The 22,338-nt window shown below is 33.5% G+C and carries 16 protein-coding genes; 5 read left to right on the top strand and 11 right to left on the bottom strand.

The annotated features are described in order from the left end of the window. Positions 1-269 precede the first annotated feature (269 nt). Positions 270-2,309, top strand: coding sequence for a beta-galactosidase (locus AC5LXI_RS12740; RefSeq protein WP_493442676.1), 2,040 nt, complete (start codon positions 270-272; stop codon positions 2,307-2,309). Beyond that, complete coding sequence (locus AC5LXI_RS12735) at positions 2,302-3,687, top strand: MFS transporter (RefSeq protein ID WP_493442675.1); 1,386 nt, start codon at positions 2,302-2,304, stop codon at positions 3,685-3,687. The genes AC5LXI_RS12740 and AC5LXI_RS12735 overlap by 8 nt, the downstream gene beginning before the upstream one ends. 627 nt (positions 3,688-4,314) lie before the next feature. Here AC5LXI_RS12735 and AC5LXI_RS12730 read toward each other — a convergent pair. The 3 genes from AC5LXI_RS12730 to AC5LXI_RS12720 all read right to left on the bottom strand — a co-directional run bounded on the left by AC5LXI_RS12730 (position 4,315) and on the right by AC5LXI_RS12720 (position 8,341). Continuing rightward, positions 4,315-5,007 (bottom strand): L-ribulose-5-phosphate 4-epimerase, encoded by a 693-nt coding sequence (locus tag AC5LXI_RS12730; protein ID WP_493442674.1) that lies wholly within the window; start codon positions 5,005-5,007, stop codon positions 4,315-4,317. A gap of 124 nt (positions 5,008-5,131) precedes the next feature. Next, the gene (gene araA / locus AC5LXI_RS12725; RefSeq protein WP_493442673.1) at positions 5,132-6,640 is read right to left on the bottom strand and encodes an L-arabinose isomerase; all 1,509 of its coding nucleotides are present in this window, start codon (positions 6,638-6,640) and stop codon (positions 5,132-5,134) included. A gap of 39 nt (positions 6,641-6,679) precedes the next feature. Further along, complete coding sequence (locus tag AC5LXI_RS12720) at positions 6,680-8,341, bottom strand: ribulokinase (RefSeq protein ID WP_493442672.1); 1,662 nt, start codon at positions 8,339-8,341, stop codon at positions 6,680-6,682. A gap of 203 nt (positions 8,342-8,544) precedes the next feature. Between AC5LXI_RS12720 and araC the strand changes: the two genes are divergently transcribed. Next, positions 8,545-9,468, top strand: a complete 924-nt coding sequence (gene araC / locus AC5LXI_RS12715) for an arabinose operon transcriptional regulator AraC (RefSeq protein WP_110432873.1) — start codon at positions 8,545-8,547, stop codon at positions 9,466-9,468. Positions 9,469-9,543: 75 nt separating this feature from the next. On the opposite strand, the gene idnR is transcribed toward araC, so the two are convergent. From idnR to idnO, 3 genes are all read right to left on the bottom strand, one after another. Continuing rightward, a complete protein-coding gene (gene idnR / locus AC5LXI_RS12710) occupies positions 9,544-10,536 on the bottom strand; it encodes a DNA-binding transcriptional regulator IdnR (RefSeq protein ID WP_493442671.1) in 993 nt (330 codons plus the stop codon). Between the two features lie 135 nt (positions 10,537-10,671). Beyond that, positions 10,672-11,922: an MFS transporter gene (locus AC5LXI_RS12705; RefSeq protein ID WP_110432875.1), complete on the bottom strand. Its 1,251-nt coding sequence runs from the start codon at positions 11,920-11,922 to the stop codon at positions 10,672-10,674. 126 nt (positions 11,923-12,048) lie between these two features. Beyond that, positions 12,049-12,813 carry a gluconate 5-dehydrogenase gene (idnO, locus tag AC5LXI_RS12700; protein ID WP_086359370.1) on the bottom strand — a complete coding sequence of 255 codons (765 nt, stop codon included), beginning with the start codon at positions 12,811-12,813 and terminating at the stop codon, positions 12,049-12,051. A 252-nt stretch (positions 12,814-13,065) separates the two neighbouring features. Between idnO and purH the strand changes: the two genes are divergently transcribed. Both purH and purD read left to right on the top strand, forming a co-directional pair. After that, complete coding sequence (gene purH / locus AC5LXI_RS12695) at positions 13,066-14,658, top strand: bifunctional phosphoribosylaminoimidazolecarboxamide formyltransferase/IMP cyclohydrolase (protein WP_493442670.1); 1,593 nt, start codon at positions 13,066-13,068, stop codon at positions 14,656-14,658. A 27-nt stretch (positions 14,659-14,685) separates the two neighbouring features. Further along, a complete protein-coding gene (gene purD / locus AC5LXI_RS12690) occupies positions 14,686-15,990 on the top strand; it encodes a phosphoribosylamine--glycine ligase (protein ID WP_493442669.1) in 1,305 nt (434 codons plus the stop codon). A 2,145-nt stretch (positions 15,991-18,135) separates the two neighbouring features. Here the strand turns inward: purD and AC5LXI_RS12685 are convergent. Genes AC5LXI_RS12685 through AC5LXI_RS12665 form a run of 5 tightly spaced genes read right to left on the bottom strand, consistent with a single transcriptional unit; the run spans position 18,136 to position 22,317 of the window. After that, complete coding sequence (locus AC5LXI_RS12685) at positions 18,136-19,362, bottom strand: beta-ketoacyl-ACP synthase (RefSeq protein ID WP_493442668.1); 1,227 nt, start codon at positions 19,360-19,362, stop codon at positions 18,136-18,138. Then, complete coding sequence (locus AC5LXI_RS12680; protein WP_493442667.1) at positions 19,359-20,090, bottom strand: 3-ketoacyl-ACP reductase FabG2; 732 nt, start codon at positions 20,088-20,090, stop codon at positions 19,359-19,361. The genes AC5LXI_RS12685 and AC5LXI_RS12680 overlap by 4 nt, the downstream gene beginning before the upstream one ends. Before the next feature lie 5 nt (positions 20,091-20,095). Next, a complete protein-coding gene (locus AC5LXI_RS12675) occupies positions 20,096-20,569 on the bottom strand; it encodes a hotdog family protein (protein WP_493442666.1) in 474 nt (157 codons plus the stop codon). Continuing rightward, positions 20,569-21,750 carry a beta-ketoacyl-[acyl-carrier-protein] synthase family protein gene (locus AC5LXI_RS12670; protein ID WP_493442665.1) on the bottom strand — a complete coding sequence of 394 codons (1,182 nt, stop codon included), beginning with the start codon at positions 21,748-21,750 and terminating at the stop codon, positions 20,569-20,571. Before AC5LXI_RS12670 ends, AC5LXI_RS12675 begins: the two co-directional genes overlap by 1 nt. Continuing rightward, positions 21,751-22,317, bottom strand: a complete 567-nt coding sequence (locus AC5LXI_RS12665) for a DUF3261 domain-containing protein (RefSeq protein WP_493442664.1) — start codon at positions 22,315-22,317, stop codon at positions 21,751-21,753. Positions 22,318-22,338: the final 21 nt, after the last annotated feature.

Raw genomic sequence — 22,338 nt, 5'->3', positions numbered from 1 at the left:
AAACTCGACTGCTGAAACCAAAATATTTATATTTATTTCAAATAATCAATCCTATATGAACCTACGTATAAATTACACTTATGCTTTTAATAAAAAAAGCAAAAGGAATCAGTGTAAATTAAGAGCATAAATAATGTGATATATCTCTCATATTAAATTAGCAAGCCAATTATTCCATATTAATAACAAGATTATCCATATATATAAATAGTATGTTTAATTATCATAAAAAATAGTAGCTAATTTAACAAAAAAGAGAGATATAAATTATGGACAAAATTTATTATGGTGTCGCTTATTATCGAGAATATTTACCAAAAGAGAGAATAGATGAAGATATTAAATTAATGTTAGATGCAGGAATAAACTATGTACGTATCGCAGAAAGTACTTGGAGTACGTTTGAAAAACAAGAAGGCGTTTTTGATTTTAGTTCTATTCTTATAGTACTCGATAAGATGTACCAAAATAACATTGATGTGATTATAGGCACTCCTACTTATGCTATTCCAGCTTGGCTTGAAAAAAAATATCCTGAAGTCATGGCCATAACGCCAAATGGTCGGAATAAATATGGTCATCGTCAAAAAATGGACATTACGCATCCAGCTTATCTATTTTATGCCGAACGTCTTATAAGAAAATTAATGCAAGCCGTAGCTAATCATCCTGCCGTTATTGGATTTCAGATTGATAATGAAACTAAATATTATGATGTTTGTGGAAATAATATACAAATAGAGTTCGTTAAATATTTGAAAGAAAAATTTTCTGGTGATTTATTAACATTAAATCATGAGTTTGGTTTAGATTATTGGAGCAATAGAATCGATGCATGGGAAGATTTTCCATCAACAGTTGGAACAATAAATGCTAGTTTAGGTGCTGAGTTTCAGAAATTTCAGCGTAAATTAGTAAAAAATTTTTTGCAATGGCAAGCTAATATTATTAATGAATATAAATCAGAAAAACAATTTTTAACTCATAATTTTGATTTTGAATGGCGAACATGGTCATATGGAATTCAATCTGAAGTAAATCATTTTGATGCATCTGAAATTTTAGATATAACTGGTGTTGATGTTTACCATCCCAGTCAAGATCAGTTAACTGGTATTGAAATTGCATTTTCAGGAGATGTAGCTCGTAGCACCAAGAAAAAAAATTACCTTGTATTAGAAACACAAGCTCAAGCATTCAAAAACTGGACTCCTTATCCCGGTCAGTTACGTTTACAAGCGTATAGCCATATTGCTAGTGGCGCAAGCTTAATTGGTTATTGGCACTGGCATTCAATTCATAACTCATTTGAAACATATTGGAAAGGAATTTTAAGTCATGATTTACAGCCAAATCCAATCTATGAAGAAGCTTCTATTGTAGGTAATGAGTTAAAGCTTTTATCAAAGCATTTACGTGAAATAAAAAAATATAATCGAGTAGCAATTATTGTAAGTAATGAGTGTTTAACAGCTATTGATTGGCATCCTTGGCATGGTCATCAATTTAGCAGGGATTCATTACATCAATATAACGATATTTTTCGTTCTTATTACGATACCTTATATAAAATGAACATAGAGGTAGATATTGTTTCGATTGATGATGACTCTATATTTAATTACGATCTTCTGATAATCCCACTTCTTTATAGTGTTAGTGACCTTAAATTAGAACAATTAAATAATTATGTTCTGAATGGAGGTAATGTAATTTATTCATTTAAATCTGGTTTTGCAAATGAAAATATGAAGGTGCGAACTGTTGTTCAACCTGGCATTATTTCAGAAGCTTGCGGGATTTCATATCAACTATTCGTTGAACCTAATAATGTAAGTTTGATATCAGACGAAATTGATCTGACCATTTGTGATTGCCAGATAAATGATTGGATGGAGCTGATTGAGCCAGATGTTAATACAAAAATTTTAGCCAAGTATCAACATCCATATTGGGGAAAATATGCAGCAGTTACTAGTAATAGGTATGGGCGCGGTTCTGCCACTTATATAGGTTGTAATATAAGTACTTCCGTACTACAACAAATTTATGAATATATTTTTAATGAGGAAAAATTGGCAGATCTTAAATGCCAGGATAGTTTTCCACTAGTTATTAAAAATGGCGTCAATTATAAAAAAGAAAAAATTAGATTTTACTTTAATTATTCTTCTAACCCTATAAATGTTTGTTTTACTGAAATAGGCGGACGTAATTTATTAACCGGTTCAATTTTAAAATATAACGACAAATTTATATTAAAAGATTGGGATTTAGCTATTATTTTGTTGGGGAATAATCATGAATAGTTTTATAAATAATTCTGATATCGATTCAGAAAAAATTAAATTCAAGGAAAGATTTTCTTTTGGTCTAGGCGATTATGGTACAAATTTAACTTATACTTTAATGGTAACCTTTTTGGCATATTTTTATACAGAGGTTGTTGGTGTTTCCGCCATTCTTGTTGGCTCTTTGATGTTTTTTGCTCGCGTTATAGATGGTATTTTATGTGTTTTTGTTGGTATAAAAATTGATAAAACAAATACTAAATATGGCAAGGCAAGGCCATGGGTTCTATTTACTGCTATTCCTTTTGGATTATCAGCATTTTTAATGTCAACAATTCCAGAAGCTAGTGATAATATAAAAATATGGTATGTATGCATAACTTATTTATTAGCTAATATTTTATTTACTGCAAATAATATTGCTTATGGCTCATTACTTGCTCTTATTACAAGAAGTCTTTATGAAAGAGGTGTTTTAAGTGTATTTAGAAATGGACTTTCTACGTTAGGATCTCTAACTGTTGGAGTTTTTACTCTCCCAATTGTTGGATATTTTGGGAATACTAAAGTTTCTTGGATAATTTTATTTGCTATCTTTGGTTTTTTTACTGCAGTTTGTTTAATTATTACTGGATTAAATGTTAGAGAACGAATTAAACCAATAAAAGAAGATAACGATAGCAATATAAAATTTGAGCAAGTTTTAAAAGCTATACTAAAAAATAAATATTGGATTATGATATTTTTCTATTTATTCATAACTTTTACTAGCTTAACTGCACTTTCAACTGTGAGCGTTTATTATTCAAAATATATTTTAGATGATGTTTACTATATGTCTTATATAAGTATGGCTCAATATATTCCTAGTTTATTGACCCTACTAATCATTCCATTTCTTCTTCGTCATTTGGGTAAAAGAAACCTTGCATTGTTTGGACTTATTATTTGTTGTATTGCTTGTTTAATTCCGTTAATTGATAAACAAAATGCCCTATATATCATTATATCTACAGTTGTTCGAAGTATTGGTTTTTGTGGAGTTGGTGCAACTATGTTCGCTTTTTTAGCGGATACTATTGATTATGGTGAATGGATCAGTAAATTAAGAATTCAAGGGATTTTATTTAGTGCAGGAACATTAGGTCAGACATTAGGTATGGGTATGGGTACAGCTAGTATTGGTTGGATACTAGGCGCTTTTGGATTTATTAGTGGTGGTGATGTACAGCAAACAAATGAAGTTCTATCTGTGATAGAATTTTTATTTATCTACTTTCCTTTAATTCTTGCGTTAATCAATATCGCTATTTTGTGTTTTTATAAACTTGAATCAATCTATAGTGAAGTTGAACGGGATTTATCTAATGGTAAATTTAAAAGTGAGGAAATCTAATATTAATATACTGTAATAATTAATATCGAATTTTTAAGCCCAAATGTCTAAATAGTCATTTGGGCTTAATATTAATATAGATAAATTAGTTTAGAAAATAAATTATTCATAAAACTGAATGATCCTAACGATTGTTATCTAAAACTAAAATAAAAATTTCAATGAATTGCTAGCTAGATTTAACAATTGTTATTTTATGATATGGTTATTATCAAAATAGTTAGTGTTTTATTTATTTTAAATGATATCTAATATTATTTATCTATTTAACTCAAATATATTAAGTAAATTAAATTAAATATTTTCTTAAATAAGAAATGCTCAAAAAACCTTAAATTAAATGAATCATATCCTAATCTAAAAATTCCATACTAGGTAAAAATATACCGTTTTAGTTTGATAATATAAACTATAAGATAAATATAATTAAGTTATTTGATGAACGAATTGTAATTTTAAATAATGATTCAAATAAAACTAAATTTAATAGAGACCATATTGGTAAAATTATAATGAATAATAAAATTTTAACAATTGTTTGAAGTAAAAGTGCCAAACAGGAGTGTTTGGCGGATGGCTGATATTTTTAAATAGTACAACTTTTAAGAAATCTAATTTTTGATAGTTTTATGATTGACCATAATAGGCATTTTTACCATGCTTACGATAATAGTGTTTATCCAATAATTCTTGTTGAATTTTTATACCGATATTCAGATTGCGAGTTGCTAATGCCATAGCAGCAATTTCTTCTAAAACAACCGCATTATGTACGGCATCATCAGCATTTTTTCCCCATCCAAAAGGACCATGCCCAGACACAAGAACACTAGGTATTGCCATAACATCAATATTACGTTTATTAAACTCCTCAATAATGACTTTCCCCGTATTGAGTTCATAATTATTAATTATTTCAGTTGGTGTTAATAAGCGAGTACAAGGAATATCACCATAAAAATAATCTGCATGAGTAGTTCCTAAAGCAGGAATATCTAATCCTGCTTGTGACCAAATTGTTGCATTACGGGAATGAGTGTGAATAACTCCGCCAATTTGTTCAAACGTTTTATAAAGTTCAATATGCGTTTGGGTATCACTTGAAGGATTTAGCTTACCTTCAATTTTCTTTCCATCAAGATCAATTATAACAATGTCTTCTATTTTCAACTTATCATAAGAAACGCCAGATGGCTTAATGGCAATGACACCATTATTTCTATCAATTTCTGATACATTTCCCCAAGTAAAAGTGACTAATTGATAACGTGGGAGTAGTAAATTTGCCGCTAATACTCGTTCTTTTAATGATGTAAACATACATTACCTCTCATTGGTAATATGAATTAATCAAATAATTAGTAAGAACAATTTGTTATAATTGTACTTAGTTTATTATCTAATCATTCTTTTATTATTTTATTACTTGGCTAAGATAAATTTATCAAGAATGAGGATTACAATACGCAATCTCATTCCAACGTAATTCATTTCTAAAATCATTGATTCTTGTGTTACCATCAATAACTAGAAGTTCAATATTATGCAGCTGTGCGTAAAGTCTAAAATAGTCCATTGAAAGTGCCTGAGTATAAACTGAATGATGTGCAGCACCTGCTAAAATCCATGCTTCAGCAGATACATTAAGAGATGGTTTTGGCTTCCAAACTGCACAAGCTACAGGTAATTTGGGTAGTGTATAAGGCTGTTTAATTGTTTCGATCTCATTTGCGATTAATCTGAAACGATTACCGATATCGATCAAACTTGCATTTATTGCTAAACCTGGCTTTGATGGAAAAATAAGCCGTGCAGGATCAGCTTTATTGCCAATACCTAAATGTTGGATATCTAACAAAGGTTTCACGCCATCATCTATAATCGATGGGCAAACTTCTAACATATGTGAACCGACAACCAATTCATTACCTTTAGTAAAATCATAGGTATAATCTTCCATAAATGCAGTACCACCTGTAAGGCCTTTTGCCATTAATTTCATAGTGCTAAGTAAGGCTGCGGTTTTCCAATCTCCTTCACCAGCAAAGCCATAACCTTTAGCCATTAATCGCTGTACGGCAAGACCTGGTAATTGCTTCATACCATATAAGTCTTCAAACGTTGTAGTAAATCCGGAATAGTTACCTTGTTTTAAGAATTGCTCAATTCCTAATTCAATTCTTGCTGCATCAATTAGATTTTGTCTTTTTTCACCATTAATTTGCGCAATAGGGGTGAGTTGGTAAAGTGTTTCGTATTCATCAATTAACTGATTTATTTGGCTATTATTAATTGAATTAAGGACTGACACTAAATCACCAACGGCATGGGTATTGACCGAATAACCAAATTTAATTTGTGCAGAAACTTTGTTACCTTCTGTTACTGCAACTTCCCGCATATTGTCGCCAAATCTAACTATTTTCATGGTTTTTTCGGCATCAATTGCAACACAAACTCGCATCCATCGTGCAATTTGATCATGCACATCTTTATCTTTCCAATAACCCGTTACCAGAGAATGAGGTTGGCGCATACGAGAACCAATAAAACCAAATTCGCGCCCACCGTGTGCAGTTTGATTGAGATTCATAAAATCCATATCCATTGAATCCCAAGGAACGACTTCATTAAATTGAGTATGAAGTTGTAAAAGAGGTTTTTGTAAATGATTTAATCCATTAATCCACATTTTAGCCGGTGAAAACGTATGTAACCACGTTATTAATCCAACACACTTTGAAGAATAGTTAACTTCCTGACAAAGGCTGTATATATCGTCAGGTTTTGTCGCAAGTGGTTTAAGAATAATCTTTACCGGTAATTTTGCTTCTGTATTAAAATAATCCGTTACCTGTTGGATATTATTTTTTATTTGTTCAAGTGCTTCTGGTCCATAAAGGTGTTGGCTACCAGCAACAAACCAAATTTCAGCTTTTTCATAAACAAACATAATGGACTCCTTTAGAATTTATTCACATTGTTGGTAAAACTAAGCGTTATAGTTTGGTTCACTTGATGCTGACCAAACTAAATACTTTTCATATAATTCTTGATATTTTTGTACCCTATTCTCATTAGGGGTGAATGTGGTTTCGAGCTTACTGGACATCCTACTTTGAGCGCTTGGGATATCTGTATAGACATTAGCTGAGACTGCGGCAAATATTGCAGCGCCTAATGCGCAACATTGTTCTGAACTCACCACAGTCAGTGGTCTATTCATTACATCAGCACAAGTTTGCATGATGATGGGCGATTTTTTAGCTATTCCTCCTAATGCAACAATGTCATTAACAGGCACATGTTGATTAATAAAACATTCCATAATGGCTCTTGCACCGAAAGCAGTTGATAAAATCAAACTACCAAATAAGGTGGCAGCATCAGTTGAAATAGTTAAACTGGTAATAACACCTTTAATTCGTTGATTAGCGTAAGGAGTTCTTCGACCATTGAACCAATCAAGGGTGATTGGGATAGTATCTAAATTTGGATTTTCGGCCCAAGCTTGTGCAATATCGCTTAAAAAATTATGTTTTAAAGTTTGTACTGTCGATTGCAATTCTGGTGAAGTTGAAATCAATTTTTCTAATGGCCAACACAACAGTTTTTGAAACCATGCGTATATATCGCCAAAAGCGGATTGACCTGCTTCAAGACCGATAAAATTTGGCATTACACTCCCATCAACTTGGCCACAAATACCTTTAATTGAACGATTAGCAATGACAGCTTGCTCAGCTAATAAAATATCGCAGGTTGAAGTACCAATTACTTTCACTAACGTATAAGGTTTTGCACCAGCACCAACGGCACCCATATGGCAATCAAATGCACCACCAGCAATAACGACCGTTGGTGGTAAACCTAATTTTTCAGCCCACTCTTGGGTAATTGCCCCCACTTTTTTGTCAGCAGTATAAGTTTTTTCAAATAAAGGATAAGGTAAAGCAGTAACTAAGACAGGATCGATTTTTTCAAAAAAGTCATAGGGCGGTAGTCCATTCCATCCTTCACTCCAAAAACACTTATGACCTGCAGCACATCTACCACGCTTTATCTCGTTTGGTGCGGTCGTTCCTGATAATAAAGCAGGTACCCAATCACAAAGTTCAATCCAAGATGCAGAAGCATTTTTCACGTCACTATCTTGACGAAAAATATGCATAATTTTGGCCCAAAACCATTCCGAAGAATATACTCCACCGCAATATTCTAAATATTTTGCATAACGGGCATCTTTGCAAACGTTATTAATCTCTTCTGCTTCATTTACTGAAGTATGATCTTTCCACAAAATAAACATAGCATTAGGATTATCCATAAACTCTGGTTTTAAAGCTAAAACATCCCCATTTTCATCAATTGGGGCAGGAGTAGAGCCAGTTGAATCTACACCAATTGCAACTACATTTTGTGCATCTGATTTAAGTTGTTTTACAACAGATTGTATTGATTGCGTCATTGACTCAATATAGTCAAGTGGATGATGTCTAAATTGATTTTTTTTAGGATCACAAAACTGACCTTTAGACCAACGTGGGTAATAAATAACTTCTGTGGCTAATTCTTTTCCATTCTGGCAATCGACGGCTAATGCCCTGACAGAATCGCTACCAAAATCTAATCCAATGGTTATTTTTTTATTCATCCGCTAGTACCTCAAAGACTAATTAAATGGAATTTTTGGGAAGAATAATTAATATCCGATAAAACAAATAGGTACGTTGTTGCTATAAATATAGACGATTCTGCACACCTAAATTGTTTTGTGATGGAGATCTCAAAATTATCACTATTCAAAAATAATTTTTATGTAAAAATAAAAAAATTGCCAAGAATTGAGGATGCTAAATGAGCAATGAACAACAAAATGACCCGTTACTACCGGGTTATTCATTTAATGTCCATCTTGTATCTGGTTTAACTCCGATAGAAAAAGAAGGAAAATTTGATTTTTTCATCGATCGCCCTAAAGGGTTAAATGGTTACATTATCAACTTAACTTATGCAGGGCAGGGGACTATTTATCGTGATAATGAATCATTTAATTGTTATCCAGGTGATTTTGTGCTTTTTCCTCCCAAAGAGCCCCATTTATATGGTCGCAAAGAAGATGAAAATAATTGGTTCCACTTTTGGGTTTATTTTAGACCTAAATCAACATGGAAATATTTATTAAGTTGGGAAAATCGCTTAAAAGAAACCGGGTTTTATCGCCCTAATACTCAAGTAAAAGATGAGCTAGAACAATTATTTATAAAAATTGTTGAGGTGGGGCAATCAAATATAATTTATTCGGAAAATTTAGCCATGAGTATGTTAGAGCAATTCTTAATACGCTGTGCACAAGAGACCTCTGCTACTAATCCACCTAAAATCGATACTCGCGTATTGCAAGTTTGTAACTATTTAATTGATACACTTGATGAAAATAATTTTACACTGGATATTGTCTCACAAAGAGTGTGTTTGTCGACATCAAGGATCGCCCATATGTTTAAAGATCAAATTGGTATGTCGATTGGTGAATGGCGACAAGAGCAACGAGTAAATCGGGCGAAACTGTTATTACAAACCACGACTATGAGTATTGCAGAAATCAGTCGTTCAATTGGCTTTGATGATCAACTCTATTTTTCGCGGATCTTTAAAAAGAGAATTGGTTTGAGTCCGCAAAAATATCGTAATAGTACCCAAGAACAAAATGAAAGGAAAATTCAAAGTGTCAATTCGCTTTATTTTTATGATAGACAAAGTGATTCTATTGTTGAATGAATTAAGCTAACCATTTAGTTCTGGTTTTACTAATGATGCAATCTAAATTCAACCTGTTGCTAGTTTGAATTTATCTTAAATGGTTTGCCCTTTTTCAATGTGATAAGGCAGACAGATGCTATTAGGAATTATCTCTCCATCAAGCCTTTTTAACAGTAATTCAATGGCGACTTTACCTATTTCGAATCGTGGCGTAACAACTGTAGCAATATTTTGTTTATTGGCTCGACCAACCTCTAATCCATGGAATCCTGAAATAGCGATTTGTTCAGGAACAGGAATATTATAATTTTGACATTCAAGTAAAACACCAATGGCCATATCATCATTAGTACAAAATACGCCATCCATTTTTGGATATTTTTGTATCGCTTGATGAAATAAATGTTTTCCTAAATCAATAGACGAAATTGAATTTGGTAAAATTTGATGGGGAACCAATCCTGATTGCTGCATTGCTTGCTCATAACCCTGATAACGCTGACTATCTCGCACGCTAGCAATTGAATTAAAATAGATAATATTTTTTTTACCGGAGGCAATCATCTGCATGGTCATGTCATATGCAGCTTTTTGGTTATCAAATCCAACTTGGATATCAAAAAACGTATTGGTAATATCCATTAACTCAATAACAGGAATCTTAGCTGTCTTTAAATATTCAAGCGTAGTTGTTGTATGTTGTTTTTCCATCAAAACTAATGCATCAATATTATAAGATAGTAAATTGATAATTTTCTCTTCCTCAATTTGCTTATCATAATTGTAATTAGTAATAATGGTTTGATAGTGATGTGTTGACGCAACTGATTCAATACCAGCTAGAACTTCTAAAAATATCTGATTTTTAAATGATGGAATGGCGATACCGATACAACGGCTACGAGAACCTAACATGATTTGTGGGGCAAGATTAGGTATATAATTAATTTCTTTTAGTACTTTGGCGATTTTTTCTCTATTTTTTTCTGATATCTGCTTAGGATTTTTTAAATAGCGACTAATTGTCATTTTAGTCACACCAGTTAAATCGGCAATATCTTGTAAACTAATGCGTTTATCTTTCATAAATCGTTATTTAAAGGAATTATTCAAAAGAAAGCGGCTATTTTATCAGTAAAATAGCAAAATAAATAACATTAGTTATCTTTAATTAAATCAAAAAGGTAATAACCACTATTACCTTTTTATTGAAAATGGAGATTATTTTTTAGGTGCTTTAACGTTAGCCATAAGCACGACGGATAATACTAAAGCTGCACCCATAAAAATATAAGATGCTCCGGCACTACCGGTTGCAGCATTGATAACACCAACTAACCATGCGCCAATGAATGCACCAAGCGCGCCAAAACTATTAATTAAACCAATCGAAACACCCGAAACATTACTAGGTAATAGTTCAGGAATTAAGGCAAAAAACGGTCCATATGGTGCATACATACATCCTGCTGCGATAGATAATAAGATGAAGCAGATCCAGAAATGTTCGGCACCAAGTAAATAAGCGGTAAAGAAAGCAATAGTCGCAATTAACAATAATGGCCAAACAAATAATTTTCTGTTTTGAAGTTTATCAGAATAAAAAGAGACAATTAACATCATTGCAATCGCAACAAAGTAAGGGATAGCCGCTAACCAACCAACTGAAACGATATCAACATTACCAGATGCTTTAATGATAGATGGCATCCACATCATAAAACCATATACTCCAATGCTCCATAAAGCATGTACTGCACAAAGTTTAATTACATTACCTGAACGAAATGCTTCACCATAATTACGCATTGGTTTAATATTTTGCTGCTCTTTATCCATTACTGCTTGGAATTCAGCTTTTTCTGCGTCGGTTAACCATTTCACTTCTGATGGTTTATCTCTGACCAAAATCCACCAAATTACGGCCCATAAAACGGCTGGTAAACCTTCAATAACAAACATTTCACGCCAGCCATAAAGGTCAATTAAATGAGCTGAAACAATAGACATCCACAATACTGTTACTGGATTTCCTAATATTAAAAACGTATTGGCTTTTGAGCGTTCAGCTTTTGTGAACCAAGTACTAATATAAATTAACATTGACGGCATCACAGCAGCTTCAACAATACCTAAAACAAAGCGTATCGCCATAAGTGAAGGTATATTACTGACCATTCCTGTTAGTGCTGCACACATTCCCCATAAAATAAGGCAAACAAAAATCAGTTTTCGAACACTTTTTCTAACCGCGTAAATAGAACCTGGAACTTGGAAGAAAAAGTAGCCAAGAAAAAACAGTGCACCAATTAATGATGACGTACCTTTAGTAATGCCTAAATCATCATTGATACCGGCGGCAGCGGCAAAACCATAATTTGCACGATCTAAGTAAGCTAGACTGTAAGTGATAAAAATTATTGGCATTAATCGCCACCATCTCGATGGTGCTAATTTTTGTGTGATATTCATATTCATTCCCTTTATAAACTAAATAAAATCCTAGATAAATTACGACAAATGTTTATGGTTTTAATCATCTCAAATAACGCTCATTAGCTTTGAATCATAAACATCTGTGTAATTTGTGATGGGTGATTAAACCGCAGCCAGCATTCCGCCATCGACATAAAGAATGTGTCCGTTGACAAAATTAGATGCTTTAGAGGATAAAAATACCGCTGAACCAATCAGTTCTTCAGGTTTCCCCCAACGAGCTGCTGGTGTTCTTTGGCATAACCAGCTAGTGAACTCTTTATTTTCGACCAGTGCTTTACACATCTCAGTATCGAAATAACCAGGACCAATACCATTGACTTGAATGTTGTAGCGGGCAAGTTCAACACACATTCCTTTTACTAACATTTTCACCGCGCCTTTCGAGGCGGCGTAAGGTGTGATAGTGTCCCGACCTAACTCACTTTGCATTGAACAGATATGGATGATTTTCCCTTCACGACGGTTAATCATATGTTTAGCCACTTGTTGTGAAACTAAAAACACCGCTTTTTGATTTACGTTAATGACTGCATCCCAATCTGCTTCAGGAAATTCAGTAAAAGGATGACGACGTTGAATCCCAGCATTATTAATTAAAATATCAATAGCACCGATTTCTTTCTCAATATAATTAATTGCTTGCGTTACGGATGCTAAATTAGTGACATCAAAACCTACACCAACCGCATCAATACCTTGTTGCTGTAATAACTTGGCTGCATTATCAGCTCTTTCTTGAGTAATATCATTGATGATAATGCTAGCGCCATATTGACCTAAACCATTTGCTAAAAGATTACCAATTCCTTGAGCAGAACCGGTGATGAGTGCGCGTTTTCCTTTCAATTCAAATAAAGACTGCATGACTTTCTCCCTTTTCTTTAAAAATGTTATGCGTAACAGTTACGCATAACATTAGAGCAAAAAATCTAAAAAAGAAAGCCTAAAACACCATGATTAACCGGAAAATGTTAATTCTGTGATCAATATCAAATTATTGAGGTAAAAAATTTTTCGATTTAATTTTAAAAAGTTAATACTAAACATCGCTCTTGGTTTTATATATAATAGCCCTTCACTGACTTGGATTTAGAATTTTAATTTCGGAGCTTTTTCATGCAGCAGTTTCGTCCTATCCGTCGTGCTCTACTTAGTGTTTCTGATAAAACAGGAATTATTGAATTTGCTAAAGCTTTATCAGATCGTAATGTAGAACTCCTTTCCACTGGTGGTACCGCCAAACTATTAATCGACAACCATATTCCTGTTACTGAAGTATCTAATTATACAGGTTTTCCTGAAATGATGGATGGTCGAGTTAAAACCTTACATCCTAAAATACATGGTGGTATTTTAGGCCGTCGAGGTGTTGATGATGACGTCATGCAACAACATAAGATCGACCCAATTGATATGGTCGTTGTGAACTTATACCCTTTTGCAAAAACTGTTGCTGATCCAAACTGTAGTTTAGAAGATGCGATAGAAAATATCGATATTGGTGGGCCAACTATGGTACGTTCTGCCGCCAAAAATAATAAAGATGTTGCAATTGTGGTTGATTGTCAGGACTATAACACAATCATTGATATGTTGGATAACCAACAAAATTGCCTCTCTTTTAAATATCGTTTTAGTCTAGCAATAAAAGCTTTTGAACATACTGCTCAATATGACGGTATGATTGCTAACTATTTTGGTAAACTTGTCCCACCATATTATGGCGACACTGATAAGCCTGCTGGAGAGTTTCCTCGAACTTTAAATCTGCAGTATATTAAAAAACAAGATATGCGATATGGTGAAAATGCTCATCAACAAGCTGCATTTTATGTTGAAGAACAGCTTGAGCAAGCTTCTATTGCAACCGCTAAACAGCTACAAGGTAAAGAATTATCTTATAATAATATTGCCGATACTGATGCAGCATTGGAATGTGTAAAATCCTTTGATGAACCTGCTTGCGTAATTGTTAAACACGCCAACCCATGTGGTGTTGCAGTGAGTGATAACATTTTAACTGCATATTTAAATGCTTTTAAAACTGATCCAACCTCTGCATTTGGTGGCATTATTGCTTTTAATCGCCCTTTAGATGCTAAGACCGCTCAAACTATTGTCGATAAACAATTTGTTGAAGTGATTATTGCACCTTCAATTGATCAAGATGCTTTAGCTATTACACAAACTAAAAAGAATGTTCGTGTCCTTGAATGTGGTAGTTGGTCGAGTAATTCTACAACTAGTTTAGATTTTAAACGTGTTAACGGTGGGGTTCTTGTACAAGAAAAAGATTTAGGTATGGTCACTAAAGATCAGTTAAAAGTTGTTACCAAACGTCAACCAACTGAAAAAGAACTATCCGATGCACTATTTTGCTGGAAGGTAGCAAAATTTGTTAAATCTAACGCCATTGTTTATGCCAAAGATAATATGACAATTGGTATAGGTGCAGGACAAATGAGCCGTGTTTATTCAGCAAAAATTGCCGGCATTAAAGCAAAAGATGAGAACCTAGAAGTTGCTGGTTCGGTAGTAGCTTCTGATGCTTTCTTTCCTTTTAGGGATGGCGTAGATGCGGCCGCTGCGGTGGGCGTTACTTGCGTTATACAACCTGGTGGATCGATTCGTGATGATGAAGTGATACAAGCTGCAAACGAGCATAATATTGCGATGATTTTTACCAATATGCGTCATTTTAGGCATTAATCTTTAAAAGTATTGAAAGGACCTTGTATGAAAGTTTTAGTTATCGGTAATGGTGGGCGTGAACATGCCTTAGCATGGAAAGCAGCACAATCACCATTAGTGACCAAAGTATTTGTTGCGCCGGGTAATGCAGGTACCGCACTTGAAGCAAATTTAGAAAACATCAATATAAAAGCAACCGACATTGCCGGACTATTAAATTTTGCACAGGAGCAACAAATAGACTTAACCATAGTCGGACCAGAGGCGCCATTAGTAATTGGTATTGTTGACAGTTTTCAAAAAGCCGGATTGAAAATTTTTGGACCATCTAAAGCGGCCGCACAGTTAGAAGGATCGAAAGCTTTCACTAAAGATTTTTTAGCTCGTCACCATATTCCAACTGCTGAATATCAAAACTTTACCGAAATAGAACCAGCTATTGCTTATATTCAGCAAAAAGGTGCGCCAATTGTAATAAAAGCTGATGGTTTAGCAGCAGGGAAAGGTGTGATTGTTGCCATGACACTTCAAGAAGCAGAAGAGGCGGTGCGCGATATGTTAGCGGGTAATGCCTTTGGTGATGCCGGTAATCGGGTGGTAATTGAAGAGTTTCTCGATGGCGAAGAAGCCAGCTTTATTGTAATGGTCGATGGTAAACATGTCGAACCAATGGCAACTAGTCAAGATCATAAGCGGGTAGGTGATGGCGATACAGGTCTTAATACCGGAGGAATGGGCGCTTATTCTCCAGCACCGGTAGTAACCGATGAGATATTCAACAAAGTGATGGAACAAATCATCTATCCAACAGTTAATGGCATGGCACAAGAAGGTAATGTGTATGTTGGTTTCCTTTATGCCGGTTTAATGATAGATAAACAAGGTAATCCCAAAGTCATTGAATTTAACTGTCGATTTGGCGATCCAGAAACTCAACCGATTATGATGCGAATGCAATCCGACTTGATAGAACTCTGTTTAGCTGCCACAAAAGGTAAACTAGATATCATAAAATCAAAATGGGATCCAAGACCAGCCTTAGGTGTCGTGCTCGCAGCTGGTGGTTATCCGGGTGATTACGACACTAAAGATGTTATTTTAGGTCTGCCAACCGTAATAGAAAACGATTGTAAAATCTTCCACGCCGGTACGTGCTTGGAAAATGGCCAAGTTTGTACCAATGGTGGACGAGTTCTATGTGTCACCGCACTAGGTAACAGCGTATCAGATGCCCAAAAGCGCGCATATGAACAACTCAAAAATATTCATTGGCATGATTGTTACTATCGGCATGATATTGGTTATCGAGCCATTGAACGCGAAAAAATGATTTATAACGTTCAGCTCTAATACTAAATATTTGATAATGGCGTCAAATGACGCCATATCTATTCATTATCATGACTTAAGGTTGATTGATTTTTCTAAAATTCGCTATAAAGATCTTAGTTTTACAGTTATTTATTTTTGTATATAATCTAGGCTATATTTATGAGTAATGCTTATTGAGTAATTAGTTAGTTGTACTTGACGATCCTGCGACAAAGGGGAAAAAAGTCATTTAAGGTATCTAGCTTTAATTAAAATATTATTACCAATTTCAATGATGCAGTGTTATTAGATAAATTGACTCTCTGAAGAAATAAAAAATGGTAACTTTTTTTTATATTTTATTATTTTTAATTGAGCTTTTTCTGTTGGGTATCACGATACCTTACTCAGATTGTACACCAACTCATTATAGAAGAATAAAATCGTTAAAAAGATTATTATGGGTAACAAGAATAATTTATTTTTTTCTAATGAGTATTTTATTCTTATCCTCATTATATCGAGAAAAAATTATAGAATCTTTTCCAGAATATGAACTATTAATCATTTTATTGTTTTTTATTCTCTTTTTTTTCAATCCTGCAATAGCTTTTATATGTTTACTAATTAACAAAATAAAAGGTAAAAAAAGAAAAAAGAAAAGAAAATTTATAAATTGAGATTTCTTAACCTTTGATGGAGCAATAATTTTTTATACACATCTATTTTTTATTTTGGTTACTATTTTTTAGGTTATATTGATTATAAAGGCGATAGGATTTTTAAACCAAAATATAATCTTTATATTCATCTTTCAAGATAGTTATCATTTTTTATATTATTCAATAATGAACATTTATAGGGATATAATGGATACTCAAAATCAATCTTATTTTAAACTACCTTGCCTTTTTATTTTTATCAATTTTGGATGTTCATTATTCAATTCCATATTTAATCTTGTTATCAAATCGGATAGCTACCTTAGTGAAGGCAATATTTACATAGCTCAACTAATTCATAGTTTAACTTTGGGTTCTATGTATTATTATTTTTTAGTTTTTATTATCAGTGTATTTTTCTGCCAAAAGTATTGTTTATATAATGTATCTAAAAATTGGAAAGTAATCAGTTTGCTCTCTGTGATTTTTTATCTTATTACCTATTGTTTGGAAACACAGTTTTTTGAATTCAGCGTTAAAATATTCATACTGTTTCATAATTATTTTTTTATTAATTTTGACCTCATTCGCGATGATTTATCTTCATATTTATATCTCATTTTCATATGTTGGCTAATTCTTATAATAGATTTATTTGTGCTAATCATTATGTTTTATTTTATCGTTAAAAAAAATATTATTTATCGATCAGCAATTAATTTTAATTCAGACCAATTAAAAAAAATGCGTTTCCCATTTTTTGGTATTTTCTTGTTCTATGTATCGTTAGCAATAATTTATCATTTTTTGCAGCCAAGTATATCTTTAGTGTTGGCACCTGTATTGATTGGACTTTTATTGTCAGTAATTCTCTATATACTTTTCACAGTAGTTATCAAAAATAGTTTTGAGCATGTAAATTCAAAAATGAGCTTCGCAAAATTGATATTGACAGGAATGGTAACTACTTTTCTTTGTGGTTTTTTAAGTATGACTATTTATTATGTGTTTTTTATAAATGATATTTCACCGGCATTAAGTCTCATAAGTAGAATTCAATCTCAGTCTCTAAATAATCTAATATTTTTATTGGCAATTAATTTACTTTTATCTTAGTTAATCAGTCGCTATTTTATTAAATTTCTTTATAAAAAAAGATAACAGTTTGTTTAAAAATTATGGATAGATATCGCCACTATGCTATAACCTCATAAAAGATATCTATCATGGTTAAAAATGGTTATAGTAAACTAAACTCTGAGTAATAATATATTATTGTTATAAAAAATAAATTAAAAAAAATTAGGATGGTAAACGAGATTTTAAACAAAATCTTAAACAAAATGAATGTGTACTTTAGCAACTATTAAAGTTGTTAAAGTACCGTCATTTGTAAAATCGTTTGAACTATTTAATATGCGAATGGAATAATAAAAATTCCATCAACAATCTTAATATTCCTGAATAATGGTATAAAAATTTAGATAAATTTAAACGCTAAGCTTATTCAAAAAATATCAAACTATAATCTTTTAATAACAATTGAGGTGTTAATTCCACCAAAAGCAAAGTTATTGGTTTGAAAATATTCAATATCTAAATTTCGCCCAGCGCCGACAATATAATCAAGATCACCGCACTGAGGATCAATATGATTTAAGTTGATAGTTGGGTTAAACCAACCTGTGTGCATCATCTCTAACGTCAACCATGCTTCAATTGCCCCACATGCGCCAAGGGTATGGCCAAAATAACTTTTCAACGATGATATAGGGGTTTTGTTACCAAAGATGTTGGCAACTGCATTACTTTCAGCAACGTCTCCGCGAGCGGTAGCGGTACCGTGGGCACTGATAAAGCCAATTTGGTTTGGATCTAATCTTGCATCTTTAAGGGATTGTTCAATACAGTATTGGATTGTTTCTTGCCTTGGTTGAGTAATATGGCTTGCATCACAATTGGTTTTAAAGCCTATAATTTCACCATAAATTTTTGCACCTCGGGCTTTGGCATGTTCATATTCTTCTAAAATTAATGCACTAGCACCTTCACCAATAACTAAGCCATCACGGTCACGATCGTAGGGTCTTGGCGATAATTTAGGCGTGTCATTAAGTTGACTGGTGGCAAATAAGGTGTCAAAAACAGCTGCTTCCGATGGACATAACTCTTCAGCACCGCCGGCTACCATGATTTTTTGCATACCGTATTTTATGGCTTCATATGCATAACCAATAGCTTGACTTCCAGAAGTACAAGCACTTGACGTGGTGATCAATCGACCTTTTAAGCCAAAAAATAAGCCAGTATTAACAGCGGTTGTGTGGGGCATCATTTGAATATAGGTAGTGGCAGTAATGTTGTTGGTATGCTTTTCATTTAACATAGTTGCAAATGATGCAACTGGTTGAGTACTACCTGTCGATGATCCAAACGCGATACCTGTATCGCCATTAGTTAGCTCAATAGCATCAAGTAATCCTGCTTTTTCTAATGCGATTTCAGTTGCTTTGGTTGAGAGTAAAGATACTCTGCCCATTGAACGAATTTTTTTTCGTGTATAATGTTCAGGTAATGCAAAATCATCAATTGGTGCGCCAAGTTTGGTGTGTAACCCATCATAAATTTCCCACTCAGGCATATATCGAACTGCATTTTCAAGCTTTTTCAGTTTGAATTCGACATCAGTCCATTCGTTACCAAATGCAGTGACTCCACCTAAGCCGGTTATAACTACTCGTTTAGTCATACCATTCCTCCATTAATTGAAATGACTTGTCGTGTTATATATGCAGCATTATCTGACATTAGATAACTAGCAAGCCCTGCGACTTCGTCAACGTGTCCCATTCTTTTAAGTGGGATCATGGACATTGCTTCTTTTAAAGCGATAGGTTCAATATCTAAAATACCAGTATCAATTAGACCTGGAGCAATGCAATTGACGGTAATTTTTCGTTTAGCTAATTCAAGCGCTAACGCTTTGGCTGCACCAATTACACCTGCTTTAGCTGCGCTGTAATTGACTTGACCACGATTGCCAACGATGCCTGAAATTGATGATATAACAACAATTCTTCCACCGTTACGTAGTCCAATCATGGGCATAATACAAGGATGTAATACATTGTAAAAACTATCAAGATCGGTATGAATTACCGCCTTCCAGTCATCTTGTGTTAAAGCTGGAAAAGCGCCATCGCGAATAATACCAGCATTATTTACCACACCGTAATAAGCACCATGTTGTTCAATATCTTCTTCAATAATTTGTTGACATTGATCGGTATTGCTAACATCGAATTGGATTAATCTGGCTATCTGGTCAGACTGCTCAATAATTTTTTTAGTTTCAAGCGCTCCTTGTTTATCACTATGGTAGTGTATGACGATATCAAAACCATCTAACGCTAGTTTACAAGCTATTGCTTTACCAATTCCTTTACTTGCTCCAGTTACAAGTACTGTACGACGCATAATAGTTATCCTTTTAATCGCTGTAAACCAAAGAGTTGGTCAAATTCATTATGATCAGGTTCATAAACATTGAGTTTGCCTGATGCAACACATTGTTGATTGATGCAAATATTACAATCAAAGTTAGCCAACTTAGAATCAAACAGGACTAAATTGGCGGTTATCATTAATTCACTATTCAGTGCAAATGCAGGTACAGTAGTTTTAATTGCTCGTCCACCGAGTAACATGCCTAATTGTGGTGAGTGGTTTTTTTTCGAACCATGATACCCATTCCAAACACCAATGGTTTGTGCCATTAATTCGATAGCATAAAAATTGGGTAGCTGATCATCCTTAGTTAAAAATGGAGAAAGTATGCCATTTTTGCTAACTTCAACACTGCAAATGCATTGCTTGTCGTCGACTAGATGAACTTTATTAATCATAATCATCGGTGTTCTGTGTGGTAAGTAGTCACTTGCTGATTTATATTGCATTATACCTTTCCAATAATGAGAGATGCATTATTGCCACCAAAAGCAAACGAGTTAGACATAATGATTGGTGTTTGTAGCATCATTTTTTCTGTAACCATGTTAATTTTATCTAGATTTTTGTCATAAGGTGATATTGAAAAATCTTGTTGTGGTAAATAAATATTTTGTTTAAATAATAAATAACTGATAGCTAATTCAGTAATAGCTGCACTACCTAATGTATGTCCTGTTAGATGTTTTGTTGAACTACAATAAGGAAGGTTTTGTTTAAATAATCGATAAACTGCCTTACTTTCAGCTTGGTCATTAAGAATCGTTGCTGTGCCATGTAAATTGAGATAACCGATCTGATTTGGTTTTAAATTAGCATTTTTTAATGCCATTTCCATCGCAGTTTGCGCCCCTATTCCTTCAGGATGAGGAGAGGAGATGTGATAAGCATCCGAGGATTCACCTGTACCTAATAATGCAATATTACTTGATTCCTCTTTGGTTAGTAACATTAACCCACTGGCTTCACCAATATTTATGCCAGTACGATCTTGTGCAAATGGCATGCAAGGATTACTTGATAACGCTTCGAGTGCATTAAAGCCATTAATCGGCATCCGACTTAAACTGTCTGCTCCACCAACAATCGCAGCATCAACTAATCCTGATTCAATCAGTCGTTGACCACTTATTACAGCTTTTGCGCTAGATGTGCAAGCGGTTGATATGGTGTAACTAGGGCCTTGCAAATTTAATAGCTCGGTTAAGAATCGGGAAGGATCACCAAGTTCTTGCTGATGATAATAAAAGTTAGGCTCACAATGATGAGTCTCTAAGTAGTGCTTAATGTTGATATCACCTTCGTGTATCCCAGAAGTACTGGTTCCCATTATGACCGCAATTCGTTTTGGACCATATTTTTCGATAGCTAGTTGTATTGGTTGTTTAATTTGCAAATATGCAGCATAAAGTAAATGATTATTTCTTGTTGCATATTGTATAAATTGATGAGGAATAGTCTGAAGAACGCCGTTCACTTTACCTAACCAAGTATTTTGACCATTTAACAACCATCCTTCTTGTTTAGTTAAATAATGACTTGCACAATAATTTTTGGACAAGTTATTGGCGATTTGTTGTTTGTCGTGTCCTAAGGTGTTTATAGCGCCAAGCGCAGCAACATAAATCATTTATTCCATACTCTTTATTGCAATTTGATAACCAAATATAGCGTGATCAATTTTTATTGGTTTTCTAATCTCTGTTGAAACTTTTTTGTTATAAGTTATGTTAATGATAGTTTGTTTTTGATCATTAATGAGTGTTCTAAATAAACCTTTATCCACAAGTTGCCAATTAGGGGGTAATACGTTTTGCCACGAAGTTGTTGGTAGAATGCTTAGCATTATGTCCGATAATACTTGCTCTGGCGGGGGAAGCTGTTTAATAAATATATATTGTTTTGCTTTAACTTCACTACCATTGTATTGGATTTCAAACAAACGGATACCTATAGTGGATAACCCCATCACTTTTAATTGGTTGTTTTGGATGTCAACAACGGTAATAACCGAGTTTTCTTGATTATTATATTTAAAAGTTAATAGTTGTTGATCATGATAGTTTTGGTTTAAATCTATCTTTGGTAAGTTAACTTTAATTTCTTTGGTTAACCAAGCTTCTGATTTAGGTTGGGATGAGCAAGCTGAAATCAACAAACTTAATAATAAAAAAGTTAAATTTAAATATTTCTTCATCCTTTTGTACCTAATATTTTC

Source organism: Gilliamella sp. LMG 34361 (genome assembly GCF_984569075.1).
Note: the sequence above shows the minus strand (reverse complement) of the source record. Positions and strands in the feature narration are given on the sequence as shown.